Source organism: Serratia sp. SA088 (assembly GCF_049065515.1).
Classification (GTDB): Bacteria; Pseudomonadota; Gammaproteobacteria; order Enterobacterales; family Enterobacteriaceae; genus Serratia; species Serratia nematodiphila.
Genome location: NZ_JBAKGW010000001.1, coordinates 530,751 through 553,103, shown reverse-complemented (window position 1 = coordinate 553,103; position 22,353 = coordinate 530,751). Strand labels below are relative to the sequence as shown.

Genomic DNA, 22,353 nt, shown 5'->3' with positions numbered 1-22,353 from the left:
CGCAAATACATCATTAATTTTTATGAGTCATAACCCCACCGCGTTTCCCCCTTCACCGACTCTTTTACTGCTCAGCGGAGTTCACTCCAGAAGGATGGCTTGCCTGACGCAAAATGTTACCGGTAACTATGCTGTTGATTTCTTTTGGCAATAAACATAAAGCCGCTAATAACCCTACGTTCTTTATAGAAATAAATTATGCATACTTATGGATAAAGGTTTGAATAAAGGGCCTTTGGTCATTGATTATCACCCGCCAAGCTCCTAGAATTCGCGCGTAAAAATACAACTGGGATCGGGTTTCATGTCGCCGCTGTGGGTTGCAACGCAATACTGTTATTTTATTGGTCTGTTAGTTTCTATGGTTTTCACCTACCTGGTTAGCCGGGACACCGTCAAAATTCGCTGTATCAGCGCACTGACCATCGGGTTAACCTGGCCGTTGAGCCTGCCGGTGGTGTTGCTGTTTTCGCTGTTCTAACGCCCCAATGCCGCGCGCTGGCTTTTAAACAGCCATATTAATGAAAAGAGGCTGACCACCGGCGTCATGGTTTTTGGCGTGGGATAAAAAAGTGCCAGCGCAAGGCTGGCATGAAAACGGGAAGCAATGTGAGCAATGTCGTGCCGGATCGGGGGCACAGAAGGAGACAACCCTTTTCCCCTCACCGGCGAATAAAATGATAATACGTCTCATTATTGAATGCAAAGTCATTTCCCCAGGCAACTTTCCCCCTTGAGAAACTATCAGCCGCGCGGCGATCGCCAGCGCTGATACAATCGCCCCGCCCCCCACACCAGCAGCCAGAGCAAAGCGTTCAACCCCAACCATAGCATCAGCAAGTAGAAGAAAGTCTGATAGCCGGGTATGCCCCGATCGGCCAAAAACGGGTTGAAGTGAAAAAATTTGACGATCGCGAACGGATTAAGATTGAAACGGTTGAACACGACCGCCGTCAGCAACGGTGGCAATAGCGTATAAAACGCCAGGCTGAACAACAGCAGGATTTTTGTGCCCGAAGTATTTTTATAATCTTTCATATCAATAAATTATATCTGTCATCATAGTGCAAAAACCGCCAGGCATTCGTACGCCAATCGACCCCGCGGGCGCAAAAGAGTTCCAGGCCAACGCGGAAATAAAGCCGATCCCGCGTTTAATTGTCATTTAGCGCTCGGGTGATATATACCCTGTGGATTTTAAATTACGATGTCGCCGCGCCGTCTTCAAGCACAGCGTTTACATGGCATCATCAGGAGGCATTAATGAAACCGGACGCACTCTCCCTGCCGCCGCCCCCGAAAAAGCTCAAGGTCATCTACGGCTGGTATATTTATGTGATCTATATCCTGCTGGTTTTCAACATTTACATGGCGGTCTACAACGTCTGCGTTCGGCACCCGATCGAGGCCCCGCTGCTGTCGCTGTTTCACAGCCTGTTTCTCGCGCTGATGCTGCAGCAGGTGCTCAAGAAGAACGTCGTTTTCGCCTGGGTCTTGCTGAGCTATTTTATTCTGATGCGCCTGTATTACGCCAATGTGCTGCATGTTGAGTTCACGTTGGTGAGCCGTTGCCTGGTGCTGCTGATTCTGACGCTGCTGCTGACCGGCGCCGTAGCCGTCGGGCAACTGGCCACGCAGCCGCAGCGGCATGACTGGCTGGCGCGGCTGGGCTGGCGGCAATGGGGGGCGCTCACGGCGCTGGCGGCCATCCTGACGCCGCTGATTACCACCGACTATCTGGGATAAACTGGGGGCTATTTGGGAATATGAGGTTCGGAAATGTCTACGACGCGGCATATTTTGGTGTAGTTACCCGCCTTCTCACAGATCTTGTCCGTGACGAACATGCTAAGGTAGCCCAGCAGCAGCAAGTAGCCGGCCATGCACAGAATAAAGATAAGCGTTCTCACCGATAGCGACCAACCTGACAAGAGTATCACGAGCATCATAACCTGAACGAGGCGCTTTAAAAGGATTTCATGTGCGCACCGGCCGCATCGGCGCACGTTCTGTAGTAACATTAAGCCACCACGCCCACCACCGGAAACGCCGATGCACCATCTGATGTTAGACATTGAAACCCTGGATATAAAACCCAGCGCCGTCATTCTGGTGGTTGCGGCGGTGTTTTTCGATCCCCGGACCGGGGAACTCGGCGCCGAATTCGAGGCCGCCGTCAGCAGTCAGAAAGACCAACCGGGCCGTACCATCAGTCTGGACACGGTCGCCTGGTGGGCGAAACAGTCCGATGAAGCACGCAAACAGGCCTTCGGCGGCACCGAGAGCCTGAAGCGCGTGCTGAGCAGCCTCAGCCGCTTTATCCATATGAACAGCACTGATACGGTAAAGGTCTGGGGGAACGGCAAAGAGTTCGACTGCGCGATCCTCGAACACGCCTTCCAGCAGTTGGAAATGCCCTGCCCGTGGAAGTTTTGGGATACTCAGGACGTGCGCACGGTGATCACGCTGGCGGAACTGCATGGCTTTAACCCGAAAAAGGCTCGCCCGTTCGAAGGTATGCCGCATCGTGCGCTGGATGATGCTCGCCACCAGGCCCGTTATGTGGCCGATACCGTCTCGGCGCTCTATTATCGTCAGGGGGCGCAGCGCTGACCCGCTTTGCCCCTTTTCATTTGCCGCCAGAGTCTCTACTCTAGCCCTCTTTGTCACTCGGACGTGCCTTTTCTGTTATGCAAAAGTTTCTGTTTATGCTTCTCAGCCTGGTGCTGCTCGGCCCATTAGGCATCGATCTTTATCTGCCGACTATTCCCGCTATTGCCGTCGGCCTGGGCAGCAGCGAAGCGTTGATCCAATCCACCATATCGCTATTTATTCTGGTACTTGGCCTCGGCCAGGTCATCGCCGGCCCGCTGGTGGATAACTATGGCCGCAAACCGGTGGCGCTGGCCGGCATTATCCTCTACATGATCGGCGCCGCGATGGCGGCGCTGGCCACCAGCCCGACGATTTTCATCGCTTCGCGTCTGCTGCAAGGGGTGGCGGTTTGCTGCACCGCCGTCGTCGCCTTCAGCGGCGTGCGCGATCGCCTGAATGGCGACGACGCCGCCCGCGCTTTCGGCTTTCTTAACGGCACGCTGAACATCATCCCGGCGCTGGCGCCGCTGCTCGGCGGCCTGCTCGCCGAAGCCTTCGGCTGGCGCGCGCCCTTCTGGTTCCTGGTCGGCTACGCGCTGCTGGTGTTGGCGCTCATCGCGCTGCGCCTGCCGGAAACTCGCCCCGCCGACACCGTGCCGGTCAAGGGGTTGCCGGTGCGTCAATACGCGCGCATCCTCAGCGAACGGCGTTTCCTCTCTTTTGCGGTGGTGAACTCCGGGGCGATGGGCATGGCGCTGACCTACGTTTCTCTGGCACCGAACGTGCTGATGGGCACCGCCGGCCTGACGCCGCTGCAATTCTCGCTGGTGTTCGGCGCCAACGGTTTCTGGATCATGCTGGTCAGCTTCTTCGCCAACCGCATCATCCACAAGGTCGGCCGCCCGGTTTGTCTGGCGACCGGCGGCATGTTGATGGGGCTGGGCTGTCTGGGCCTGCTGCTGGGCGTCATGCTGCTGCCCGCGACGGCGCAAGCGCACTGGCTGGCGTATATGCTGCCAGTCGCCAGCGCCTGCGCCGGGTTGGCATTCGTGATGGGCCCGGCCACCAGCTACGCGTTGGAACCCTACTCCAATGAGGCCGGCGTCGCGTCCGCGCTGGTCGGTTTCGTGCAGATGGCGGGCGGCGCCGCGCTGGGTCTGGTGGCGATGGCGTTGCCGCTGCAACCCAAGCTGTCGCTGGCGCTGGTGATGCTGGCGGGCTGCCTGCTGGCGCTGCACGCGCGGCGGCTCAGCAAGCAGATTAAAGGGCAGATCAGAAAAGTCGCCTGAGCCCCGGCTCAGGCTTCGATGGCGACCGGCACTCGCGCCGCTAACGCCGACAGCAGTTCATAGCCTAACGTCCCTGCCGCCGTGGCCACCTCATCCACCGGCAGACGTTGCCCCCACAGCTCGACTTCGGCGCCCAGTTCGACTTGCGGACAGGGCGTCAGATCCACCGCCAGCATATCCATCGATACCGTTCCCAGGGTGCGCGTCAGCACGCCGCCAACCCATACCGGCGTACCAGTCGGCGCATGACGCGGATAGCCGTCGGCGTAACCGCAGGCCACCACGCCGATACGCTGTGCGCCTGCGGCGCTGTAACGACCACCGTAACCCACACGATCGCCAGACTTCAGCTGCTGAATGCCGATGATTTCACTGCTCAGCGTCATCGCCGGCTGCAGCCCCGTCGCCGCAACGTCATTCCAGCAACCGCTCGGCGAAGCGCCATAGAGAACGATCCCAGGACGGATCCAACTACCGTGGGTCGAAGGGTGCCACAGCGTGGCGGCCGAGTTGGCCAGACAGCGCGGCAGCGGTATATCGGTAGCCGCCGCCTCGATGGTGGCCATCTGCTGCGTCACGCCTTCGGGGCCGTCGGCGGTGGCGAAATGGCTCATCAGCGTAAGCTCGGCAATGTTGGCTACCGCCTGCGCCCTGCGCCACACCTCATGCAGCCGCTCGGGTGCGAACCCCAGCCGATTCATGCCACTGTTCACTTTCAGATAGACATTGAGCGGCGCGTTCAGCGTGGCGTCGGCGATCGCCGCCAGTTGCCAGTCGCTGTGCACCGCCGTCGTCAGGCGATAACGGTCAAGCAACGCCAGATCCTGCGGCTGGAAGAAGCCTTCCAACAACAGGATAGGCCCTTGCCAACCCGACTCGCGCAGCAGCACCGCTTCGGCCAGATCCAGCATGGCGAAGCCGTCGGTTTGCGCCATGCTGCGCCAAACGTGTTTGATGCCGTGGCCATAGGCGTTAGCCTTGACCACCGCCCAGACTTTGGCGCCGGGGGCGAAACGGCGCACCACCTGCAGGTTATTTTCAATCGCGCCGAGATGCATCGTGGCGGTTATGGGACGGGGCATCGCTTCTCCTTGGGGCAGCGTACGGCGGCCACGCGCGCCTGCGCGTGGCCGGGAAAGTCTATGACAGAGTCAACGATTAACGTGCGGGATGCACGTCGTTCAGCGGAACCGCGTGTTGCTGACGAAACCCGGCGCTGTAACGCGCCACCGCCAAGTCATCGGAAGGGATCGCCGGCGTAATGCCGGACATCAGATCGGACAACAACTGCCCGGAGCCACAGGCCATCGTCCAGCCCAACGTGCCATGCCCGGTATTGAGATACAGGTTCTTCAGCGAGGTGCGGCCGACAATTGGCGTGCCGTCCGGCGTCATCGGCCGCAAGCCGGTCCAGAACGTCGCCTCTTCCACTCGGCCGCCGTTCGGGTAGAGATCGCGCACCACCATTTCCAGCGTTTCGCGCCGTTTTTGCTCCAGCTGCGTATTGAAACCGACGATCTCCGCCATGCCGCCAACGCGAATGCGCTGGTCGAAGCGTGTGATGGCGATTTTATACGTCTCATCCAATACCGTAGAGAACGGCGCCGCCGCTTCGTCGGTGATAGGAATGGTCAACGAATAGCCCTTCAGCGGGTAAACCGGAATGGACACCAGGCCGCGCAGCAGCGCCGTGGAGTACGAGCCGAACGCCACCACATAGCTGTCGGCCTTGAACACTTCCTCGCCGCACTGCACGCCGGCGATCTTGTCGCCCTCCACCAGTAGACGATCGACGCTGCGGTTGAACAGGAAGGTGACGCCCGCCTGCTCTGCCATCTTCGCCAACTGTTGCGTAAACAGCTGGCAATCGCCGGTTTCGTCGTTCGGCAACTGCAGGCCACCGGTCAGCTTGTGCGCCACCTGCGCCAGCGCCGGCTCGACGCTGCCGAGCTGGCCGGCTTCCAGCAATCTGTAAGGCACGCCGGCATCTTCCAATACCGCAATGTCTTTCGCGGCGTTTTCGAACTGTTGTTGAGTGCGAAACAGCTGCAGCGTGCCGCCCTGGCGACCTTCGTACTGGATGCCGGTTTCCTGACGCAGCGCCTTGATACAATCGCGGCTGTATTCCGCCAGGCGCACCATGCGGCCTTTGTTGGTCATGTAGTGTTCGGTGTTGCAGTTTTTCAACATCTGCCACATCCAGCTCAGCTGGAAGCTGCTGCCGTCGAGGCGGATGGCCAACGGCGCATGGCGCTGGAACATCCACCTTATGGCCTTCAGCGGCACGCCCGGCGCCGCCCAAGGGGCAGCATAACCCGGTGAAATCTGCCCGGCGTTCGCCGCGCTGGTTTCCAGTGCGGGGCCTGGCTGACGATCGATCACCGTCACCTCATGCCCCGCCTTCGCCAAATACCAGGCACTGGCTACGCCCACCACTCCACTACCTAAAATTACCACTCGCATCGCTGACTCCAGCCCAAGGCTTAACAAAGCATAATCTTCTGCTTACAGGAAATTAACTCAGTGAAAAAATCCGTCCAACAACTTCGTCATCAAACGTGACAATATTCACAATTAATTTATCGTCGATGGGCCATGTATTTGCAATAGCCGTCTGCAAATAGCGATAAGATGCGGTTTAGAGGGGATTATGGCGTCATACCGCCACTGAATTGATATCAACGCTATCAATGATAGCATTCAAAAAAGGCGTAATAAGCAACATTGATTTAACAGAACATAAAAATACCAGCCAACATTTAAACAGAATAAAAATCCAATAAAATAAAAAATTCCAACATAACAAACAAAGAGAGCCCCCTCCCTCCGCAGCAGAAAAATCGCGCAAAATTTCAGCTGCCGTTAACCTTGCTTTCAGTGCCGGAATAAAACACCCGAGCCCTTGGCCCGCCCGTTTATGTTGAACGCTGCAGCACGATATGAACGTTGAAGCCAGAAACAGCGCCTAAAGTTCACACTGTCGCTATTGTGGAGAACGTCTTATGTTCATCGCCATCTACCAGTTTTCAGTCAAACCCGGACACGAGCACGCCTTTCGCCAGGCTTGGCTGGCGTTGACCCAAGGTATCTATCTGCAGCGCGGCAGCCTTGGCTCGCGCCTGCATCGGGATGTGGGCGGGCAGTTTATCGGCTATGCGCAATGGCCAAGCCGAGTCGCATGGGAAAGCGCCGGTGATATTCAGTTGGATGAACGCTACCGGCAAGCCCGGGAACGAATGCGTGCGACCTTGTTGGCAGATAAAACGCTATTTGAAATGGAAGTGACGGACGATTACCTGCAAATCAGACCGTTTGACTGAGCACAAGCCCACACAGGCGGGCTTGTGGTTGCGGGAACGAGCAGCATCAATGATGCAGCATCTCATCCACGACTTCTTTGGTTTGCAGTTGGAATGGGTAGTAAGTCGGCCAGTTATCCATCTCTTTCAGCAACGCTTCCTGCGACGTGTTGCCCATAAAGATATGGAAATGCGCCGATTTGCGCGGGCCGATAATATGATCGCTGAACTGCACGAATTTCGGCGCCAGGCTGCCGGCATCCTGACATTCAAACAGATAACGCACGCCCTTTTTACCGGAAACATACGTCAGGATCTTATGCCCGGCGTACTTATACTGACAGGCGCTGGATTGGTCACCGCGGTGAAATTCCATGACGCCGTTTTCAATGCCGATGGTATCCACATCGGTGGCATACCCTTTGCGGTAATACGCCTTCACTTCGGCGAATGTCTTGCGCTTGTCCTGTGCCGCTTTCTTCTTGAACACCGGGTCAAGATCCCCATTGAGCAGATAGGGATACACGGATTGCCACACGCCCTCCCAGTCGGCCAGGTCGCGATCTTTGACGTCCTTATCGTCGAACACCCCCGCCTCCGCCTTTTTTTCCGCCTCCGTCAGCGGCTTGCCATGTGAATGATGCCCGTGGGCGCATGCCTGCCCGCTGATAAACAACGCGGCCAGCGCCACCGCCAGTTTGCCAAAATGCCTCGCCAAAATGCGCTCCTTGTCCGTTATCGGGAAAAATTAAAAGTTACAATATAACATAACATTTTTCAATCCTTGTCGTGCAACAGGCATTGTGTTGCGCCCCCCTGCCGCAGGGTTATACTCGAAGAGGAAGTGCGGTGCCGCACCGCCTTCTGCCGGGACGGGCGCCGGATTGACCGCCGTTCGCCCCTTTGCGTACCGGCATTTTTATTTCACTGATTTGCAATGGTTAATTATGACTTGAACTATGCTTGTTACAGGGTCTGCCGTTTGAGCAAGACCCGTGAATAATGAGGGTGCGCTGATGACTACTTCAACACATGAAAAGGTTAAGGATGATAAACGTCTGAGCGATGGACCGGACTGGACGTTCGAACTGCTGCAGGTGTATTTGGAGCAGATCGACCGCGTCGCCAAGCATTACCGACTCGACACCTACCCCCATCAAATCGAGGTGATCACCTCCGAGCAGATGATGGACGCCTATTCGAGCGTCGGCATGCCGATCAACTATACCCATTGGTCCTTCGGCAAGAAGTTCATCGAAACCGAACAGCGCTACAAACAGGGCCAGCAAGGGCTGGCGTATGAAATCGTCATCAACTCCAATCCCTGCATCGCCTACCTGATGGAGGAGAACACCATCACCATGCAGGCACTGGTGATGGCGCACGCCTGCTATGGCCACAACTCGTTCTTCAAGAATAACTATCTGTTCCGCAGCTGGACCGACGCCAGCTCCATCGTCGATTATCTGCTGTTCGCCCGCCACTACATCAGCCAGTGCGAAGAGCGCTACGGCGTCGATGAAGTGGAGCGACTGCTGGACTCTTGCCATGCGCTGATGAACTATGGGGTCGACAGGTACAAGCGCCCGCAGAAAATCTCCCTGGTGGAAGAGAAAGCGCGCCAGAAAAGCCGCGAAGAGTATCTGCAAAGCCAGGTGAATACGTTATGGAAGACCTTGCCACGCGTTGAACGCGAAGAATCGCCGGAGCAGGCGCGCCGGTATCCGAGCGAACCGCAGGAAAATATCCTCTATTTTATCGAAAAGAATGCACCGCTGCTGGAACCCTGGCAGCGTGAGGTGTTGCGCATCGTGCGCAAAGTCAGCCAGTATTTCTACCCGCAAAAGCAGACTCAGGTGATGAACGAGGGTTGGGCCACCTTCTGGCATTACACCATCCTCAACCATCTGTACGACGAGGGCCGAGTGACCGAGCGGTTTATGCTGGAGTTTTTGCACAGCCACACCAACGTGGTGTATCAGCCGCCGTACAACAGCCCGTACTATAACGGCATCAACCCTTATGCGCTGGGCTTCGCCATGTTCCAGGACATCAAGCGCATCTGCCAATCGCCGACCGAAGAAGACCGCTACTGGTTCCCGGACATCGCCGGAAAAGACTGGCTGGAGACATTGCACTTCGCCATGCGCGACTTCAAGGACGAGAGCTTTATCAGCCAGTTCCTGTCACCCAAAGTGATGCGCGATTTCCGGTTGTTCACCGTGCTGGACGACGATCGCAACAACTATCTGGAGATTGCCGCGATCCATAACGAAGCCGGTTACCGGGCGATCCGCCAGGAGCTGTCGGCGCAATACAACTTGAGCAACCATGAGCCGAACATTCAGATCTGGAACGTGGATCTGCGCGGTGACCGCTCGCTGACATTGCGCTACATCCCGCAGGAACGCGCGCCACTGGATAAGAGCCGCCGCGACGTGTTGAAGCACCTGCATCGCCTGTGGGGCTTCGACGTGATCCTCGAGCAGCAAAATGAAGACGGCAGTGTAGAGCTGCTCGATCGCTGCCCGCCGCGGCCTACGCCGCTGTAACCGCCACAACGACAAAGGGCGCCGCATGGCGCCCTTTCTTATTTCATTGACTCGCGATTAACGACGCGCTTCGGTCAGATCGCTCGGCATGGTGCCCTGCATGCTCTGCCAAATCGCTCCGCTGTCTTTACCGTAGCTGCGCACGGTATCCATCACCTGGTCGTACAATTTCTCATGGCACAGCGTGGACAGCTTGCTGTAGAAGGCCAGCGCCAGCTTGCGCGCTTCCGGATTGGAGAAGTAGTAACGGCCCACGCGGGTGTACAGCCCTTTCAGACCGTTGAAGATCAGGCCGTAGATCGGGTTGCCGGAAGCGAACGCCAGACCGCGGAAGATCTCGTAATCGAGCAGATTGAAAGCGTCCGCCTGATCTTCTACCTCGGCGGCCTTCGCCAACACTTCCTGGGCCTGCTCCGGATGATTGCGCACCGCGGCGCGAATAAAGATCGACGCGATATTGGTGCGCACGGACAGCAGGTTATCGATCAGCTGAGGGACGCTTTTGTGATCGAGACGGGCCACCGTCTCAAGGATATTGAGGCCGGACGTTTCCCAAAAATTGTTCACTTTGGTCGGTTTGCCATGCTGAATGGTCAACCAGCCATCGCGGGCCAGACGTTGCAACACTTCACGTAACGTGGTGCGCGTGACGCCAATCAACTCCGAAAGCTCACGCTCCGCGGGCAAAATAGAGCCAGGGGGGAAGCGATTATTCCAAATACTCTCAATAATGTACTCTTCCGCGAAACCGGCAGGACTCTGCGCCTTTATGACCATGTGTTTGACGTTCCGTTGCGACGATAAAATCAGTAAAAGTAATCAGCTCATCATACCAGATCGTGCTGACATGACATAGCGTGGGCGAAAAACAATAAACGAAAGTGTGCATAACGTGGCAAAAAACGAGCAAAAATACCGGTCGTGGGAATTTTCTCATCGTAAAACAAGCTCAGGTTGCGCACGCCCCCGCCGCATTGTTAGGGTACGTGCTACGACTGATTGAAGGATGCATAGAGCACAATGGAAACAACCCTGCGTAGCGCCCTGCTCAAAAATTTTCTGGGGCAATCTCCCGACTGGTACAAACTGACCATTCTCATTTTTCTGGCGATCAACCCCCTGGTGTTCTTTTTCGCCAGCCCGTTTATCGCGGGTTGGCTGCTGGTGGTCGAGTTCATCTTTACCCTGGCGATGGCGCTGAAATGCTACCCGCTGCTGCCGGGCGGCCTGCTGGCGCTCGAGGCCGTGGCCATCGGCATGACCAGCCCGGCGCAGGTCTCGCAGGAAATCGAACATAATCTGGACGTGTTGCTGCTGCTGATCTTTATGGTGGCCGGCATCTACTTTATGAAGCAACTGCTGCTGTTCGTATTCACCAAGCTGCTGCTCAACATCCGCTCGAAAACGCTGCTGTCGCTGGCGTTCTGCCTGGCCGCTGCCTTTCTTTCCGCCTTTCTCGACGCGCTGACGGTCGTGGCGGTGGTGATCAGCGTGGCCACCGGCTTCTATTCCATCTATCACAACGTGACGTCGAATCGCCCCGACGGCGACATCGGCGATGACAGCGATTTTACCGGCGAAGAGCGCAAACAGACGCTGGAGCAATTCCGCGCCTTTCTGCGCAGCCTGCTGATGCACGCCGGCGTCGGCACCGCGCTCGGCGGGGTCATGACCATGGTGGGCGAGCCGCAAAACCTGATCATCGCCAAAAACGCGGGCTGGGGTTTTATCGATTTCTTCCTGCGAATGGCGCCGGTCACGCTGCCGGTGTTGGTGTGCGGCCTGCTGGTTTGTTGGCTGGTAGAACGTTTTCGCCTGTTTGGCTACGGCGCGCAGCTACCGGAAGCGGTACGCGACGTGCTGAAAGAGTATGACCGCAAGGCCACTGCGGGCCGTAGCAAGCAAGAACGGCTCAAACTGGTGATGCAAGCGCTGATCGGCGTTTGGCTGGTGCTGGCGCTGGCCTTCCACCTGGCTGAAGTGGGGCTGATTGGCCTGTCGGTCATCGTTCTCGCCACCTCCCTGTGCGGCGTGAACGACGAGCACGCCATCGGCAAAGCGTTCCAGGAAGCGCTGCCGTTCACCGCGCTGCTGACGGTGTTTTTCACCGTGGTCGCGGTCATCATCGAGCAGCACCTGTTCAGCCCGGTGATCCAGTTTGTGCTGCGCGCCGAGCCCGCTTCTCAGCTTTCGCTGTTCTACCTGTTCAACGGCCTGCTGTCGTCGGTTTCCGACAACGTGTTCGTCGGCACGGTTTACATCAACGAGGCGCGCACCGCGCTGGAAACCGGCGCTATCGGGCTGAAGCAGTTCGAGCTGCTGGCGGTCGCCATCAATACCGGCACCAATCTGCCCTCGGTCGCTACCCCTAACGGGCAGGCGGCGTTTCTGTTTCTGCTGACGTCTGCGCTGGCGCCGCTGGTGCGTTTGTCGTATGGCCGCATGGTATGGATGGCCCTGCCTTATACGGTGGTGCTGACGGTGGTTGGCCTGCTGTGCGTCCAGTTCACCTTGGAACCGGCGACCGAGCTGTTGACGCAGTGGCATTGGCTGACGCTGCCGTCCATCGACGCCGTCGGCCACTGAGACGGCGTCGGCAGGGTGAACCGACTATTTTTACGCTGAATCCGGCCCAGGTGGCTGGCAGCGAAGAGGAATTGGTTTACACTGCCGGTTCAATTGCTTACTGCATGGAAGAATCTAGATATGTTGCAATTCTTTAACCGCTGTTCACAAGGACGCGGCGCCTGGCTGCTGATGGCCCTGACAGCGTTGGTGTTGGAACTGGTCGCGCTTTATTTCCAGCACGTTATGCTGCTGCAGCCGTGCGTGATGTGCATTTACGAGCGTTGCGCGCTGTTCGGTATCCTCGGCGCCTCGCTGGTGGGCGCCATCGCGCCGAAAACGCCGCTGCGCTACGCGGCGATCTTGCTGTGGATCTACAGCGCCTGGGAAGGCGTACAGCTGGCGTGGAAGCACACCATGATCCAGTTGCATCCTTCGCCATTCAATACCTGCGATTTCTTCGTCAGCTTCCCGTCCTGGCTGCCGCTGGACAAATGGCTGCCGGCGGTGTTCCACGCTTCCGGTGACTGCTCCGTGCGTCAATGGCAATTCCTGACGTTGGAAATGCCGCAATGGTTGGTCGGCATCTTCGGCGCCTATCTGCTGGTGGCGCTGATTGTGCTGATCGCGCAGTTTGTTCGCCCACGCCGCCGCGACCTGTTCGGCCGCTGATCGGCAGACAAACAAAAAACGGCGCCGGAAGGCGCCCTTTTTTTAGGTATTGCTGCCACATTCCGAGATAAAGCCACCTCAGGTATGTGTAAGGAAGTAAACGAGCACGATCAGCGCTCCAGCTACGGCAAACAGGCGGATCATTTTCATTGTTATACTCTCGAACTTGCGGGAGAGCGGCCAAATTACCCAACTTATCGTTTAAAAAGAAGCATCCCGGCACAATTAAGCGAGTAATTTACATAACATTAAACTTCTGCGATATCGGCGACTAAAAACTGGCCGCTCTGGCTCATTCCTTTCAGCCTTCGAGCATCAATAAATTACCGTTACTTATGAACGACTGCACCTTTGTCACATTCAGAGCACAATATTTTGGTGAAGTTTACCCATAAAATCCTTATAGTATCGGCAAAGTGAGTACTACCGATTTCCCTGGTGTTGTTGTGTGTCTTGCCCCTCATCTTTGCAGGGGCTTTTTTCCTTCTCCCCCAACCGTCAGTCCCCGCTGTCTTTAAAGAAATCATTCAAATTTAACTCTGCGCGGTATCACTCATCGGCCATCACTCGCGCACTAATGATTAAAATCGTTCGTGATTCTTTCCTTATGCTGAAAGCAGTAGGCCAATGACATCAAGGACACGATTTATGCCGGATAGCACCTTTCCCACCACGTCTCAGCGCCCGTTCCTGCGGCGCATGCTGCTCAAAGCAGGGAAAAAATTCCTGCGCTGGAACGGCGAGTTTCAAACTCGCCATTCGCTCATCTCCACCACGCCGCGGATCGGTAATCATGAATTTAATTGGGTGACGGCGCTGGAAGCCCGTTGGCCAGCCATTCGCCAGGAGTTGGATCGGTTACTGGAGCACCCGGAGGACATCCCCGCGTTCCATCAAATATCACCGGATCAGAAACGCATCTCCAAAGGGGATAATTGGAAAACCTTCGGGCTATTTGTCTACGGACAGCGCGTTGATGAGAACTGCGCCATTTGCCCGCACACCGCACAGGCGGTCAGCGAGATCCCCGGCATGCGCACCGCCATGTTTTCGATCCTTAAGCCGCACTATCACATCGTCCCCCACAAAGGTCCGACTCGTGCCGTGGTGCGCGCGCATTTGGGATTGATCGTGCCAAAGGATCGGGACAAGCTCTGGATCCGCGTCGACGATCAGATCCTGCACTGGGATGAAGGCAAGGTCATTTTGTTTGATGACTCTTATGAACACGAGGTGCGCAATGATACCGACGAACTGCGTGCGGTGCTGTTTCTCGATATCGACCGGCCGATGGACAAAGTGGGGACGGCGGTAAATAAACTGCTGTTCAGCCTGATTAAAGCCAGCCCTTACGTGAAGCAGCCGCTGAAAAATCTGGCCAATTGGCGCCGCCGCGACAAAAAAGAGTGAAGTGACGGCTTATGCGATAACCTCACGCCTGCCGGTTAGCGCAATTGCAGAGGGCGGCGTGTCCTGACACGCCGCCCTCTTGCATGAAAACGCGTCTTGCTGCGCAAGGGGGCCGGCGTTATCTGGCCCAGTCCGGCTTGTTGAGGATATGATCCTGCCAGTCCACCACTTCACTCTCGCGCACTGCGATATGCCGCACCGTGATGCGCTCGCCGTGCATCGCCGCTTTGGAGCCGCTGATCAGCGGGTGCCAGGGGAACAGCGGCTTGCCTTCGCCAATCAGACGATAGGCGCAGGTAGGCGGCAGCCAATCGAAGGTGGTGAGATTTTCGCGCGTCAGTTTGATGCAGTCTTCTTCCAGCTCGAAGCGCCGCTCGTAGTTGCGGCATTGGCAGGATTTGATGTTGAGCTGGTTGCAGGCTACGTTGGTAAAATAAATCTCGTCGGTATCTTCGTCGATCAGCTTATTCAAACAGCATTGCCCGCACCCGTCGCACAGCGATTCCCACTCTTGTTCTGACATTTCCGCCAGCGTTTTCTGTTGCCAAAAAGCGAGTTGTGACATGTTAGCGTCCGGTTTCGGTAAATGGATAAGTCACCTGCGCGCAGGTTCGAGGGGGGACTATATAGACATTTTAGCCACAAGATGCAAGCTTTGCCGCCGACGATGCCGGCGGCAAGGAGAAATCAGATCACCCGGGTGCTGAGCGTTTTGCCGTTCAGGCTGATTTTCAGCATGTCGCCGGAAGCCATCGGGCCCACGCCCTGCGGCGTGCCGGTCAGGATGATGTCGCCGGCGCGCAGCGTGAAGAAGCGGCTCATGTAGCTGATAAGCGGCAGGATTGGCGTGATCATGTCGCGCGTATTGCCCTGCTGGCGCAATTGATCGTTGACGGTCAACGACAGCTCGGCGTTTTGCGGATCGCCGAATTCCGCCACCGGGATAAATCCCGACATCGGGCAGGAACCGTCGAAGGCCTTGGCCTTTTCCCACGGCTGACCGGCCTTTTTAAAGCCCGCTTGCAGATCGCGCAGCGTCAGATCGAGCGCCACACCGTAACCGGCGATCGCCCGCGCAACGCGATCTTCGTTGGCCTGTTTCAACGGCGTGCCGATCAGCACCGCCAGCTCGACCTCATGGTGCACTGAACCGAACTCTTTGGGGATAGCCACCGGCTGGCGGATATCGCACAACGCCGTTTCCGGTTTGATAAACACCACCGGTTCGACGGACACCGCGCTGCCCATTTCCTTGATGTGATCGGCGTAGTTGCTGCCGACGCAGACCACCTTGTTCACCGGGAAATCGAGCAGCGAACCCTGCCAGTCTCTATGTTGATACATACCGCTTCTCCCAAACTGTAGAGGCTTGGCGCGCCAAGCCGATTATTGGTGTGCCGGATCAATGCCCGATCGCGTCTGCCATCATACCCACGGCGAGAGCGAAATAGTAAGAACGATTCCAGTGCATGAGGGTGCGGAAATTATCATAGACCAGGAACGTCCGCCCCTGCAGATCATCCGGCGCGATAATCCAACCGCGCTGCACAGCATGCGGCAACGCACTGCCATCCGCGCGGCGCACGCCGCGTTTTTGCCAGTCGTTGACGCTGCGCGCCTGCGCGTCTTTCAGACCCAGTTCGGCCCGGTTGAAACCGGCGGGCAATTTGACCTCGCGCCCCCAACCGATGCCGGGCTGCCAACCCTCTTTGGACAAGTAGCTGGCTGTAGACGCGAAAACGTCGTCAATGTTATTCCAGATATCGATGCGCCCGTCGCCGTCGCCATCCGCAGCGTAGCGCAAGAAGGAGCTCGGCATAAACTGGCATTGCCCCATCGCGCCGGCCCAGGAGCCTTTCAGCGGCGTATCGCCGACGTGCCCCTGCTCGACTATCTGCAGCGCCGCCATCAGTTCCTGGCTGAAAAAAGCTTCACGGCGCCCTTCAAACGCCAAGGTCGCCAGCGCAGACACCACGTCTTCCCGCCCCTGAATCTTGCCGTAGGCGCTCTCCATCCCCCACAGTGCGATGATATAACGCCCTGGCACCCGATAGCGCTCGCTGGCCCGCGACCATTGCGCATGGCGCAGCCGATACAGTTCGCGCCCCTGGCGCACCTTGGCGGGCGACATCACCCGCCGTAGATAGTCGTCCAGGGTTACCTTCTGCTCCGGCTGATTGCGATCGGCCTTGATCACCCGATCGACGAAATGGATTTGCGCAAACGCGCGATCAAGGGTGGCCTGACTGATGCCCTGTTCCCGCGCCCGGCGCTTAAGTTGATCGACATACGCCGGGAACTGCGCCGGATCGCGGCCGCTCACCGCCAGCGTCGTCTCCTGCGCCGCCTGCGATGCGCCGGGCATCAGCACCCCGCCCAGCGCCAACCAGGCGGCCAATACGGTCTTTCTCGCCGAACGTGTCATCGCGCCTCCCCTGGCCGTGGCGACTGTCTCAGGCCTTATCGCCCGCCAGATGCTGATTGAGCAGGTTTTCAACCGGCGGCGGGAACTGCAGATAATAGCCTTCGTCTTTCAACGCCTGCTTCACCTTTTCGATATCCGCCGAGGCCAATTTCTTGCGCTCATCGAGCGACAGCATCATGGCGAATTGCGGCACGCCGAAACTTTTCATCAGCTCTTCCGGCACACGAGAGAAATCGTCTTTTTTTTCGACATAAAGATAAGTTTGATCGCGTTTCGGGCTTCTATAGATCACACAAAGCATTTTTTTAACTCTATTTAATTGAGGGAGCGTCTTGCCTGGATATAACTCTGACTATAACATGCTTATAGTACATCGGAATATCGCACCCCGAGTGGTATTCCGGGGATTTAAAGTTGCTGAGACTGAGTCAGGATAGATGTCACAATCGCCAATTGAGCTAAAAGGCAGCAGTTTTACCCTATCGGTTGTTCATTTGCATAATTCGCAGCCCGAGGTAATACGCCAGGCGTTACAGGAAAAAGTTGAGCAAGCGCCCGCTTTTCTGAAAAACGCCCCTGTTGTTATCAACGTCGCAACGCTGGAAGGCGATGCGAACTGGAAAGAACTTCAACAGGCTGTCGCGGCAGCAGGTCTGCGCGTTGTGGGTATCAGCGGTTGCAGAGATGAGCGTCAAAAGCGCGCGATAGCCCGCGCCGGGCTGCCGCTGCTGAGCGAAGGCAAAGGCCAGAAAATGGCGGCGCCGGAGCCTGCACCAGCGCCCGTGGTGGCGGATAACGCCCCCGCCAAAACGCGCATCATCAGTACGCCTGTCCGCTCCGGCCAACAGATTTACGCCCGCAACAGCGATCTTATCGTGACCAGCAGCGTCAGCGCCGGCGCCGAGTTGATTGCCGACGGCAATATTCATGTCTACGGCATGATGCGCGGTCGCGCACTGGCAGGCGCGTCAGGCGACACGCAATGTCAGATTTTTTGCACCCACCTGGCGGCTGAGCTAGTCTCTATCGCAGGGCAGTACTGGTTGAGCGACCAAATCCCGTCCGATTACGTCGGGCAGGCCGTACGACTCAGCCTGTTGGATAACGCTTTAACCATACAACCTTTAAATTAAGCCCTTTTGACAAGGAATCCATTTCATGGCACGCATTATTGTTGTTACATCGGGTAAAGGGGGCGTTGGCAAGACCACTTCGAGCGCGGCCATCGCTACCGGCCTGGCCCAGAAAGGCAAGAAAACCGTCGTGATCGATTTCGATATCGGTCTGCGTAATCTTGACCTGATCATGGGCTGCGAACGTCGGGTAGTTTATGATTTCGTGAACGTGATTCAGGGCGATGCCACGCTGAATCAGGCGTTGATCAAAGACAAACGCACTGAAAACCTCTATATCCTGCCGGCTTCGCAGACGCGCGACAAAGACGCGTTAACCCGTGAAGGCGTTGAAAAAGTCCTCAACGATCTCGGCGAGATGGATTTTGACTTCGTGGTCTGCGACTCACCGGCCGGTATCGAAACCGGTGCGCTGATGGCGCTGTATTTCGCCGACGAAGCTATCATCACCACCAACCCGGAAGTCTCTTCGGTACGCGACTCCGACCGTATCCTGGGCATTCTCTCTTCTAAATCACGCCGCGCTGAGAAAGGCGAATCGCCTATCAAGGAACACCTGCTGCTGACCCGTTACAACCCGGGCCGCGTCAGCCGTGGCGACATGCTGAGCATGGAAGACGTGCTGGAAATCCTGCGCATTCCGCTGGTGGGCGTAATCCCGGAAGACCAGTCCGTGCTGCGCGCTTCCAACCAGGGTGAGCCTGTCATTCTGGATGCCGAGTCAGACGCCGGTAAGGCGTATGACGATACCGTTTGCCGCTTGTTGGGGGAAGAACGCCCATTCCGCTTCATTGAAGAAGAGAAGAAGGGTTTCCTGAAACGCCTTTTTGGGGGATAAACCATGGCCTTATTAGACTTCTTTCTGTCCCGCAAAAAACAGACAGCCAATATAGCCAAGGAACGGCTGCAGATTATCGTCGCAGAGCGTCGCCGCGGGGACAGTGAGCCCCCGTATCTGCCTGATTTGAAACGCGATATTCTGGCGGTTATTTGCAAATACATTCAGATCGATCCTGAAATGCTGCATGTGCAGTTCGAGCAGAAAGGGGACGATATTTCGGTACTTGAACTTAACGTGACATTACCGGAATCGGAAGAAGCAGCTAAATGATTGCGACGCATTAATTACCCCCTGTATATTTTATGCAGGGGGTAACTGTATGTGCATCCAGTTATTAAGCATTATCGGCAGCAAAAAATCGATTTTCCCCTTTGGGACAATTCCCAATTAACTTTGCCGCCACCTCGTTTAAAGTAAATTCTGGCCAGATTTACCTTCAACGCATTATTTCCTGCCTATATTCACCCGAGCAGAGTTTCCCTACCCTGCCCTGGTGATAACCAGCGATTAATAATCTTTCAGGATGTCCTGCAACGGCACCATTAATAAATCGCCGCGCCAGCCGCTGATTAATTCAGGGCGACTCTCGCCGTCCTTCAGTTTCCAATGCCAGTTCAACAATTGGTTAATTTGGCGACGGGATGCCAGCAGCTCGCTGCTCAACCCGCTTTGCTCGCTGACGGTAGCGATCGCCGCCTTGATGTCTTTGAACACCTTCTTGTAGCCCGGCTGATCGATAAGGTTGGCCAACGGCGCCGGCAACTCGGACTCGTCCAGCGCTTCGGCCTCCGCCACCAGCGCCAGCAGCGTTTTACCGTGATAACGGATCTCCGGCCCGCTCAGACCCAGCGAATCCAGTTCTCCCAGCGAAGACGGCATATAGCGCGCCACCTGCCACAGGTTCTCCTCACGCACCACAAAGTTCACCGCCAGATCGCGCTCACGCGCCTGGCGCAGCCGCCATTCCGCCAACTTCTGCAGACAACCGAGCTGACGCGGGCGCAGCTGCCAGGCGTTGCTGATTTCGCGGTAGGCCAATGCCGGCGCCAGCGTCTCGCTACGGCGCTGGCACAGCAGCAGGCACTCGTTATTGGCCGCCGCGGTCCAACCGGCCTCTTCGGTCTCCTGCACCAACTGTTTAGCCATCGGCAGCAGATAGAACACGTCGGCGGCCGCGTACACGCATTGCCTTTCGGTCAGCGGGCGCGCCAGCCAGTCGGTGCGCGACTCGCTCTTGTCCAGCTCAACCTTCATGTACTCCGCCACCAGCGTCGCGAAGCCACAGGAGAGCGGCCGGCCGGTAAAGGCCGCCAGGATCTGAGTGTCGACCATCGGCGTCGGCAGCGTTTTAAAGGCGTTGAGAAACACTTCGAGATCTTCACTGCCGGCATGCAGGAACTTCACCACGGCGGTGTCGGCCAGCAGGTCGACAAACGGCTGCCATTGCTTGATCGGCAGAGGATCGATAAGGGAGAGTTGTTCACCGTCGTAGAGCTGGATCAGGCCCAGCTGCGGATAGTAGGTGCGCGTTCTGACAAACTCGGTGTCCAGCGCAATCTGGGCATGCTTTCTCGCCTGCTCGCAGACCTGCTGCAATCCGGCATCGGTAGTGATCAACTGATAATTCAAAACATCATTCTCTTGTAGGATTCAAACACAACAACGCCGGCATTCACCGGCGTTGTTGATAGTCAGGCGCGAGAGCGACACCTAGGCGGCATCGGCCGGCTTCGGCGTTTTTAGCTCATCGCGCAGTTCTCGCCGCAAAATCTTGCCGACGTTAGACTTCGGCAGTTCATCGCGGAACTCAACAATTTTAGGCACTTTATACCCGGTCAGGTGCCGACGGCAATGGGTCAACAGCTCTTCCTTGGTCAGCGAGGCGTCTTTCTTCACCACGCAGATCTTCACCGTTTCGCCGGAGACCTCGCTCGGCACGCCGATCGCCGCACATTCCAGCACTTTCGGATGCTGGCTGACCACGTCCTCGATCTCGTTCGGGTAAACGTTGAAACCGGAGACCAGGATCATGTCTTTCTTGCGGTCGACGATGCGCACGAACCCCTGCTCGTCTACGGTCACCACATCGCCGGTCGCCAACCAGCCATCTTTCAGCACTTCGTCGGTGGCGTCCGGGCGCTGCCAATAGCCTAACATAACTTGCGGCCCTTTGACCCACAGTTCGCCCGGTTCGCCCGGCGGTACATCCTGGCCATTGTCGTCCACCAGACGAATGTCCGTCGACGGCACCGGCAGGCCGATGCTGCCGCTGTAGTGTTTCAGATCGTAAGGGTTACCGGCCACCAACGGCGCGCACTCCGTCAGGCCATAACCTTCCAGCAGGTGTTTACCGGTGGTTTTCTCCCACTTCTCGGCCACCGCTTTTTGCACCGACATGCCGCCGCCGACCGAGAAACGCAGCGTAGAGAAATCGAGCTTGTGGAACTCTTCGTTGTTCAGCAACGCGTTGAACAGCGTATTCACCCCGCTCATGGCGGTGAACGGATATTTGCCCAGTTCTTTCACCAGCCCAGGAATGTCGCGTGGGTTGGTGATCAGCAAATTGCGCCCGCCCAGATCGATAAACAGCAGGCAGTTCACCGTCAGCGCGAAAATGTGATACAGCGGCAACGCCGTCACCACCAGTTCCTGCCCTTCGCGGAACAGCGGCGAATAGGCGGCCTTGGCCTGCTCGAGGTTGGCCTGCATGTTGCGGTGCGTCAGCATCGCGCCCTTCGCCACCCCGGTGGTGCCGCCCGTATATTGCAGGAAGGCCAGATCGGCATTAATGATGTCCGGTTTTACATACTGCAGGCGGCGGCCGCGCTGCAGCGCGCTGCGGAATGAAATGGCGTCCGGCAGGTTGTATTTCGGCACCAGACGCTTGACATACTTGACCACGAAGTTGACCAGCGTGCCTTTGGCGGCCGACAGCTGATCGCCCATGCGCGTCAGGATCACGTGCTTGACCTGAGTGTTGAACACCACTTTTTCCAGCGTATGGGCAAAGTTGGAAACGATGACGATGGCGCTGGCGCCGCTGTCGTTCAACTGGTGCTCCAGCTCACGCGGGGTATACAGCGGGTTGACGTTGACCACCACCATGCCGGCGCGCAGAATGCCGAACAGGGCGATGGGGTATTGCAATAGGTTAGGCATCATCAGTGCGACGCGGTCGCCCTTCTTCAGGCCCAGTTCATTTTGCAGGTAAGCCGCGAAAGCCCGGCTGCGTTCTTCCAGTTTGCGGAAGGTCATCACCTCGCCCATATTGATAAAGGCGGGCTGATCGGCATAGCGCTGCACGGCATGCTCAAACATTTCGATCAACGACGAATAGCGATCGGCATCAATCTCTGCGGGCACATCTGCCGGATACCGTTTTAACCAGACCTTATCCAAGGTATTACTCCTGAAATCATTACTAATTATCATCGCAGCCCTCAAACTCGCAGCCTAACCATAACAATATTTTAACTCAGCAGACCAGTTCGGGTTTTAAACATTATTCAGGTTGCGATGTACGTCACTAATTGTCGGATATTCCTTATCCCAAAAAGCAAAAGGGCGGCCTG

Annotated in this window: 23 protein-coding genes; 12 read left to right on the top strand and 11 right to left on the bottom strand. The window is 56.8% G+C overall.

The window, feature by feature from the left end; genetic code table 11:
* Nucleotides 1-304: 304 nt before the first annotated feature.
* Nucleotides 305-481, top strand: coding sequence for a GhoT/OrtT family toxin (locus ACOWVD_RS02735; protein ID WP_015378105.1), 177 nt, complete (start codon nt 305-307; stop codon nt 479-481).
* Between the two features lie 263 nt (nt 482-744).
* Here ACOWVD_RS02735 and ACOWVD_RS02730 read toward each other — a convergent pair whose 3' ends face one another.
* Entirely contained in the window at nt 745-1,038 is a 294-nt protein-coding gene (locus ACOWVD_RS02730) for a hypothetical protein (protein ID WP_015378107.1), read from the bottom strand.
* A 225-nt stretch (nt 1,039-1,263) separates the two neighbouring features.
* Here ACOWVD_RS02730 and ACOWVD_RS02725 point away from each other — a divergent pair, with 225 nt between their 5' ends.
* The 3 genes from ACOWVD_RS02725 (at nt 1,264) to ACOWVD_RS02715 (ending at nt 3,884) form a co-directional block, all read left to right on the top strand.
* Nucleotides 1,264-1,746 (top strand): hypothetical protein, encoded by a 483-nt coding sequence (locus ACOWVD_RS02725; RefSeq protein WP_421105409.1) that lies wholly within the window; start codon nt 1,264-1,266, stop codon nt 1,744-1,746.
* 306 nt (nt 1,747-2,052) lie between these two features.
* Nucleotides 2,053-2,613, top strand: coding sequence for a 3'-5' exonuclease (locus tag ACOWVD_RS02720; protein WP_004932251.1), 561 nt, complete (start codon nt 2,053-2,055; stop codon nt 2,611-2,613).
* A gap of 77 nt (nt 2,614-2,690) precedes the next feature.
* On the top strand, nt 2,691-3,884 hold the full coding sequence (locus ACOWVD_RS02715) for a multidrug effflux MFS transporter (RefSeq protein WP_164094877.1): 1,194 nt from the start codon (nt 2,691-2,693) through the stop codon (nt 3,882-3,884).
* Nucleotides 3,885-3,892: 8 nt separating this feature from the next.
* On the opposite strand, the gene dadX is transcribed toward ACOWVD_RS02715, so the two are convergent.
* Together dadX and ACOWVD_RS02705 are read right to left on the bottom strand one after the other, a co-directional pair.
* Complete coding sequence (gene dadX, locus ACOWVD_RS02710; protein WP_049240328.1) at nt 3,893-4,966, bottom strand: catabolic alanine racemase DadX; 1,074 nt, start codon at nt 4,964-4,966, stop codon at nt 3,893-3,895.
* Between the two features lie 76 nt (nt 4,967-5,042).
* A complete protein-coding gene (locus ACOWVD_RS02705) occupies nt 5,043-6,347 on the bottom strand; it encodes a D-amino acid dehydrogenase (protein WP_049240327.1) in 1,305 nt (434 codons plus the stop codon).
* A gap of 539 nt (nt 6,348-6,886) precedes the next feature.
* Here ACOWVD_RS02705 and ACOWVD_RS02700 point away from each other — a divergent pair.
* Nucleotides 6,887-7,204 carry an antibiotic biosynthesis monooxygenase family protein gene (locus ACOWVD_RS02700; RefSeq protein WP_033632861.1) on the top strand — a complete coding sequence of 106 codons (318 nt, stop codon included), beginning with the start codon at nt 6,887-6,889 and terminating at the stop codon, nt 7,202-7,204.
* Between the two features lie 46 nt (nt 7,205-7,250).
* Here ACOWVD_RS02700 and zinT read toward each other — a convergent pair whose 3' ends face one another.
* Nucleotides 7,251-7,901 carry a metal-binding protein ZinT gene (gene zinT, locus ACOWVD_RS02695; protein WP_004932265.1) on the bottom strand — a complete coding sequence of 217 codons (651 nt, stop codon included), beginning with the start codon at nt 7,899-7,901 and terminating at the stop codon, nt 7,251-7,253.
* A gap of 298 nt (nt 7,902-8,199) precedes the next feature.
* Between zinT and ACOWVD_RS02690 the strand changes: the two genes are divergently transcribed.
* Nucleotides 8,200-9,735 carry a SpoVR family protein gene (locus tag ACOWVD_RS02690; RefSeq protein ID WP_016927460.1) on the top strand — a complete coding sequence of 512 codons (1,536 nt, stop codon included), beginning with the start codon at nt 8,200-8,202 and terminating at the stop codon, nt 9,733-9,735.
* A 57-nt stretch (nt 9,736-9,792) separates the two neighbouring features.
* On the opposite strand, the gene fadR is transcribed toward ACOWVD_RS02690, so the two are convergent.
* Nucleotides 9,793-10,512, bottom strand: coding sequence for a fatty acid metabolism transcriptional regulator FadR (fadR, locus tag ACOWVD_RS02685; protein ID WP_004932271.1), 720 nt, complete (start codon nt 10,510-10,512; stop codon nt 9,793-9,795).
* 243 nt (nt 10,513-10,755) lie between these two features.
* Here fadR and nhaB point away from each other — a divergent pair, with 243 nt between their 5' ends.
* The 3 genes from nhaB to ACOWVD_RS02670 all read left to right on the top strand — a co-directional run bounded on the left by nhaB (nt 10,756) and on the right by ACOWVD_RS02670 (nt 14,382).
* Nucleotides 10,756-12,321, top strand: a complete 1,566-nt coding sequence (nhaB, locus tag ACOWVD_RS02680) for a sodium/proton antiporter NhaB (protein WP_033632859.1) — start codon at nt 10,756-10,758, stop codon at nt 12,319-12,321.
* 120 nt (nt 12,322-12,441) lie between these two features.
* A complete protein-coding gene (gene dsbB / locus ACOWVD_RS02675) occupies nt 12,442-12,972 on the top strand; it encodes a disulfide bond formation protein DsbB (protein ID WP_004932277.1) in 531 nt (176 codons plus the stop codon).
* Nucleotides 12,973-13,620: 648 nt separating this feature from the next.
* On the top strand, nt 13,621-14,382 hold the full coding sequence (locus tag ACOWVD_RS02670; RefSeq protein WP_048323832.1) for an aspartyl/asparaginyl beta-hydroxylase domain-containing protein: 762 nt from the start codon (nt 13,621-13,623) through the stop codon (nt 14,380-14,382).
* 118 nt (nt 14,383-14,500) lie between these two features.
* On the opposite strand, the gene ACOWVD_RS02665 is transcribed toward ACOWVD_RS02670, so the two are convergent.
* The 4 genes from ACOWVD_RS02665 to ACOWVD_RS02650 form a co-directional block, all read right to left on the bottom strand.
* A complete protein-coding gene (locus ACOWVD_RS02665) occupies nt 14,501-14,947 on the bottom strand; it encodes a YcgN family cysteine cluster protein (RefSeq protein WP_004932284.1) in 447 nt (148 codons plus the stop codon).
* Nucleotides 14,948-15,069: 122 nt separating this feature from the next.
* Nucleotides 15,070-15,726 (bottom strand): fumarylacetoacetate hydrolase family protein, encoded by a 657-nt coding sequence (locus ACOWVD_RS02660; protein WP_025159804.1) that lies wholly within the window; start codon nt 15,724-15,726, stop codon nt 15,070-15,072.
* 58 nt (nt 15,727-15,784) lie between these two features.
* Nucleotides 15,785-16,747, bottom strand: coding sequence for a lytic murein transglycosylase (locus ACOWVD_RS02655; protein WP_239504276.1), 963 nt, complete (start codon nt 16,745-16,747; stop codon nt 15,785-15,787).
* Between the two features lie 88 nt (nt 16,748-16,835).
* Complete coding sequence (locus ACOWVD_RS02650) at nt 16,836-17,108, bottom strand: YcgL domain-containing protein (protein WP_004932294.1); 273 nt, start codon at nt 17,106-17,108, stop codon at nt 16,836-16,838.
* Between the two features lie 136 nt (nt 17,109-17,244).
* On the opposite strand from ACOWVD_RS02650, the gene minC reads away from it, so the two are divergent.
* Genes minC through minE form a run of 3 tightly spaced genes read left to right on the top strand, consistent with a single transcriptional unit; the run spans nt 17,245 to nt 19,051 of the window.
* Nucleotides 17,245-17,940 carry a septum site-determining protein MinC gene (gene minC, locus ACOWVD_RS02645; protein ID WP_004932297.1) on the top strand — a complete coding sequence of 232 codons (696 nt, stop codon included), beginning with the start codon at nt 17,245-17,247 and terminating at the stop codon, nt 17,938-17,940.
* 25 nt (nt 17,941-17,965) lie between these two features.
* Nucleotides 17,966-18,778, top strand: coding sequence for a septum site-determining protein MinD (gene minD, locus ACOWVD_RS02640; RefSeq protein WP_004932300.1), 813 nt, complete (start codon nt 17,966-17,968; stop codon nt 18,776-18,778).
* Nucleotides 18,779-18,781: 3 nt separating this feature from the next.
* On the top strand, nt 18,782-19,051 hold the full coding sequence (minE, locus tag ACOWVD_RS02635; protein WP_004932303.1) for a cell division topological specificity factor MinE: 270 nt from the start codon (nt 18,782-18,784) through the stop codon (nt 19,049-19,051).
* 237 nt (nt 19,052-19,288) lie between these two features.
* Here minE and rnd read toward each other — a convergent pair whose 3' ends face one another.
* Together rnd and fadD are read right to left on the bottom strand one after the other, a co-directional pair.
* Nucleotides 19,289-20,410 carry a ribonuclease D gene (rnd, locus tag ACOWVD_RS02630; protein ID WP_015378121.1) on the bottom strand — a complete coding sequence of 374 codons (1,122 nt, stop codon included), beginning with the start codon at nt 20,408-20,410 and terminating at the stop codon, nt 19,289-19,291.
* 81 nt (nt 20,411-20,491) lie between these two features.
* Complete coding sequence (gene fadD / locus ACOWVD_RS02625) at nt 20,492-22,180, bottom strand: long-chain-fatty-acid--CoA ligase FadD (RefSeq protein WP_004932309.1); 1,689 nt, start codon at nt 22,178-22,180, stop codon at nt 20,492-20,494.
* Nucleotides 22,181-22,353: the final 173 nt, after the last annotated feature.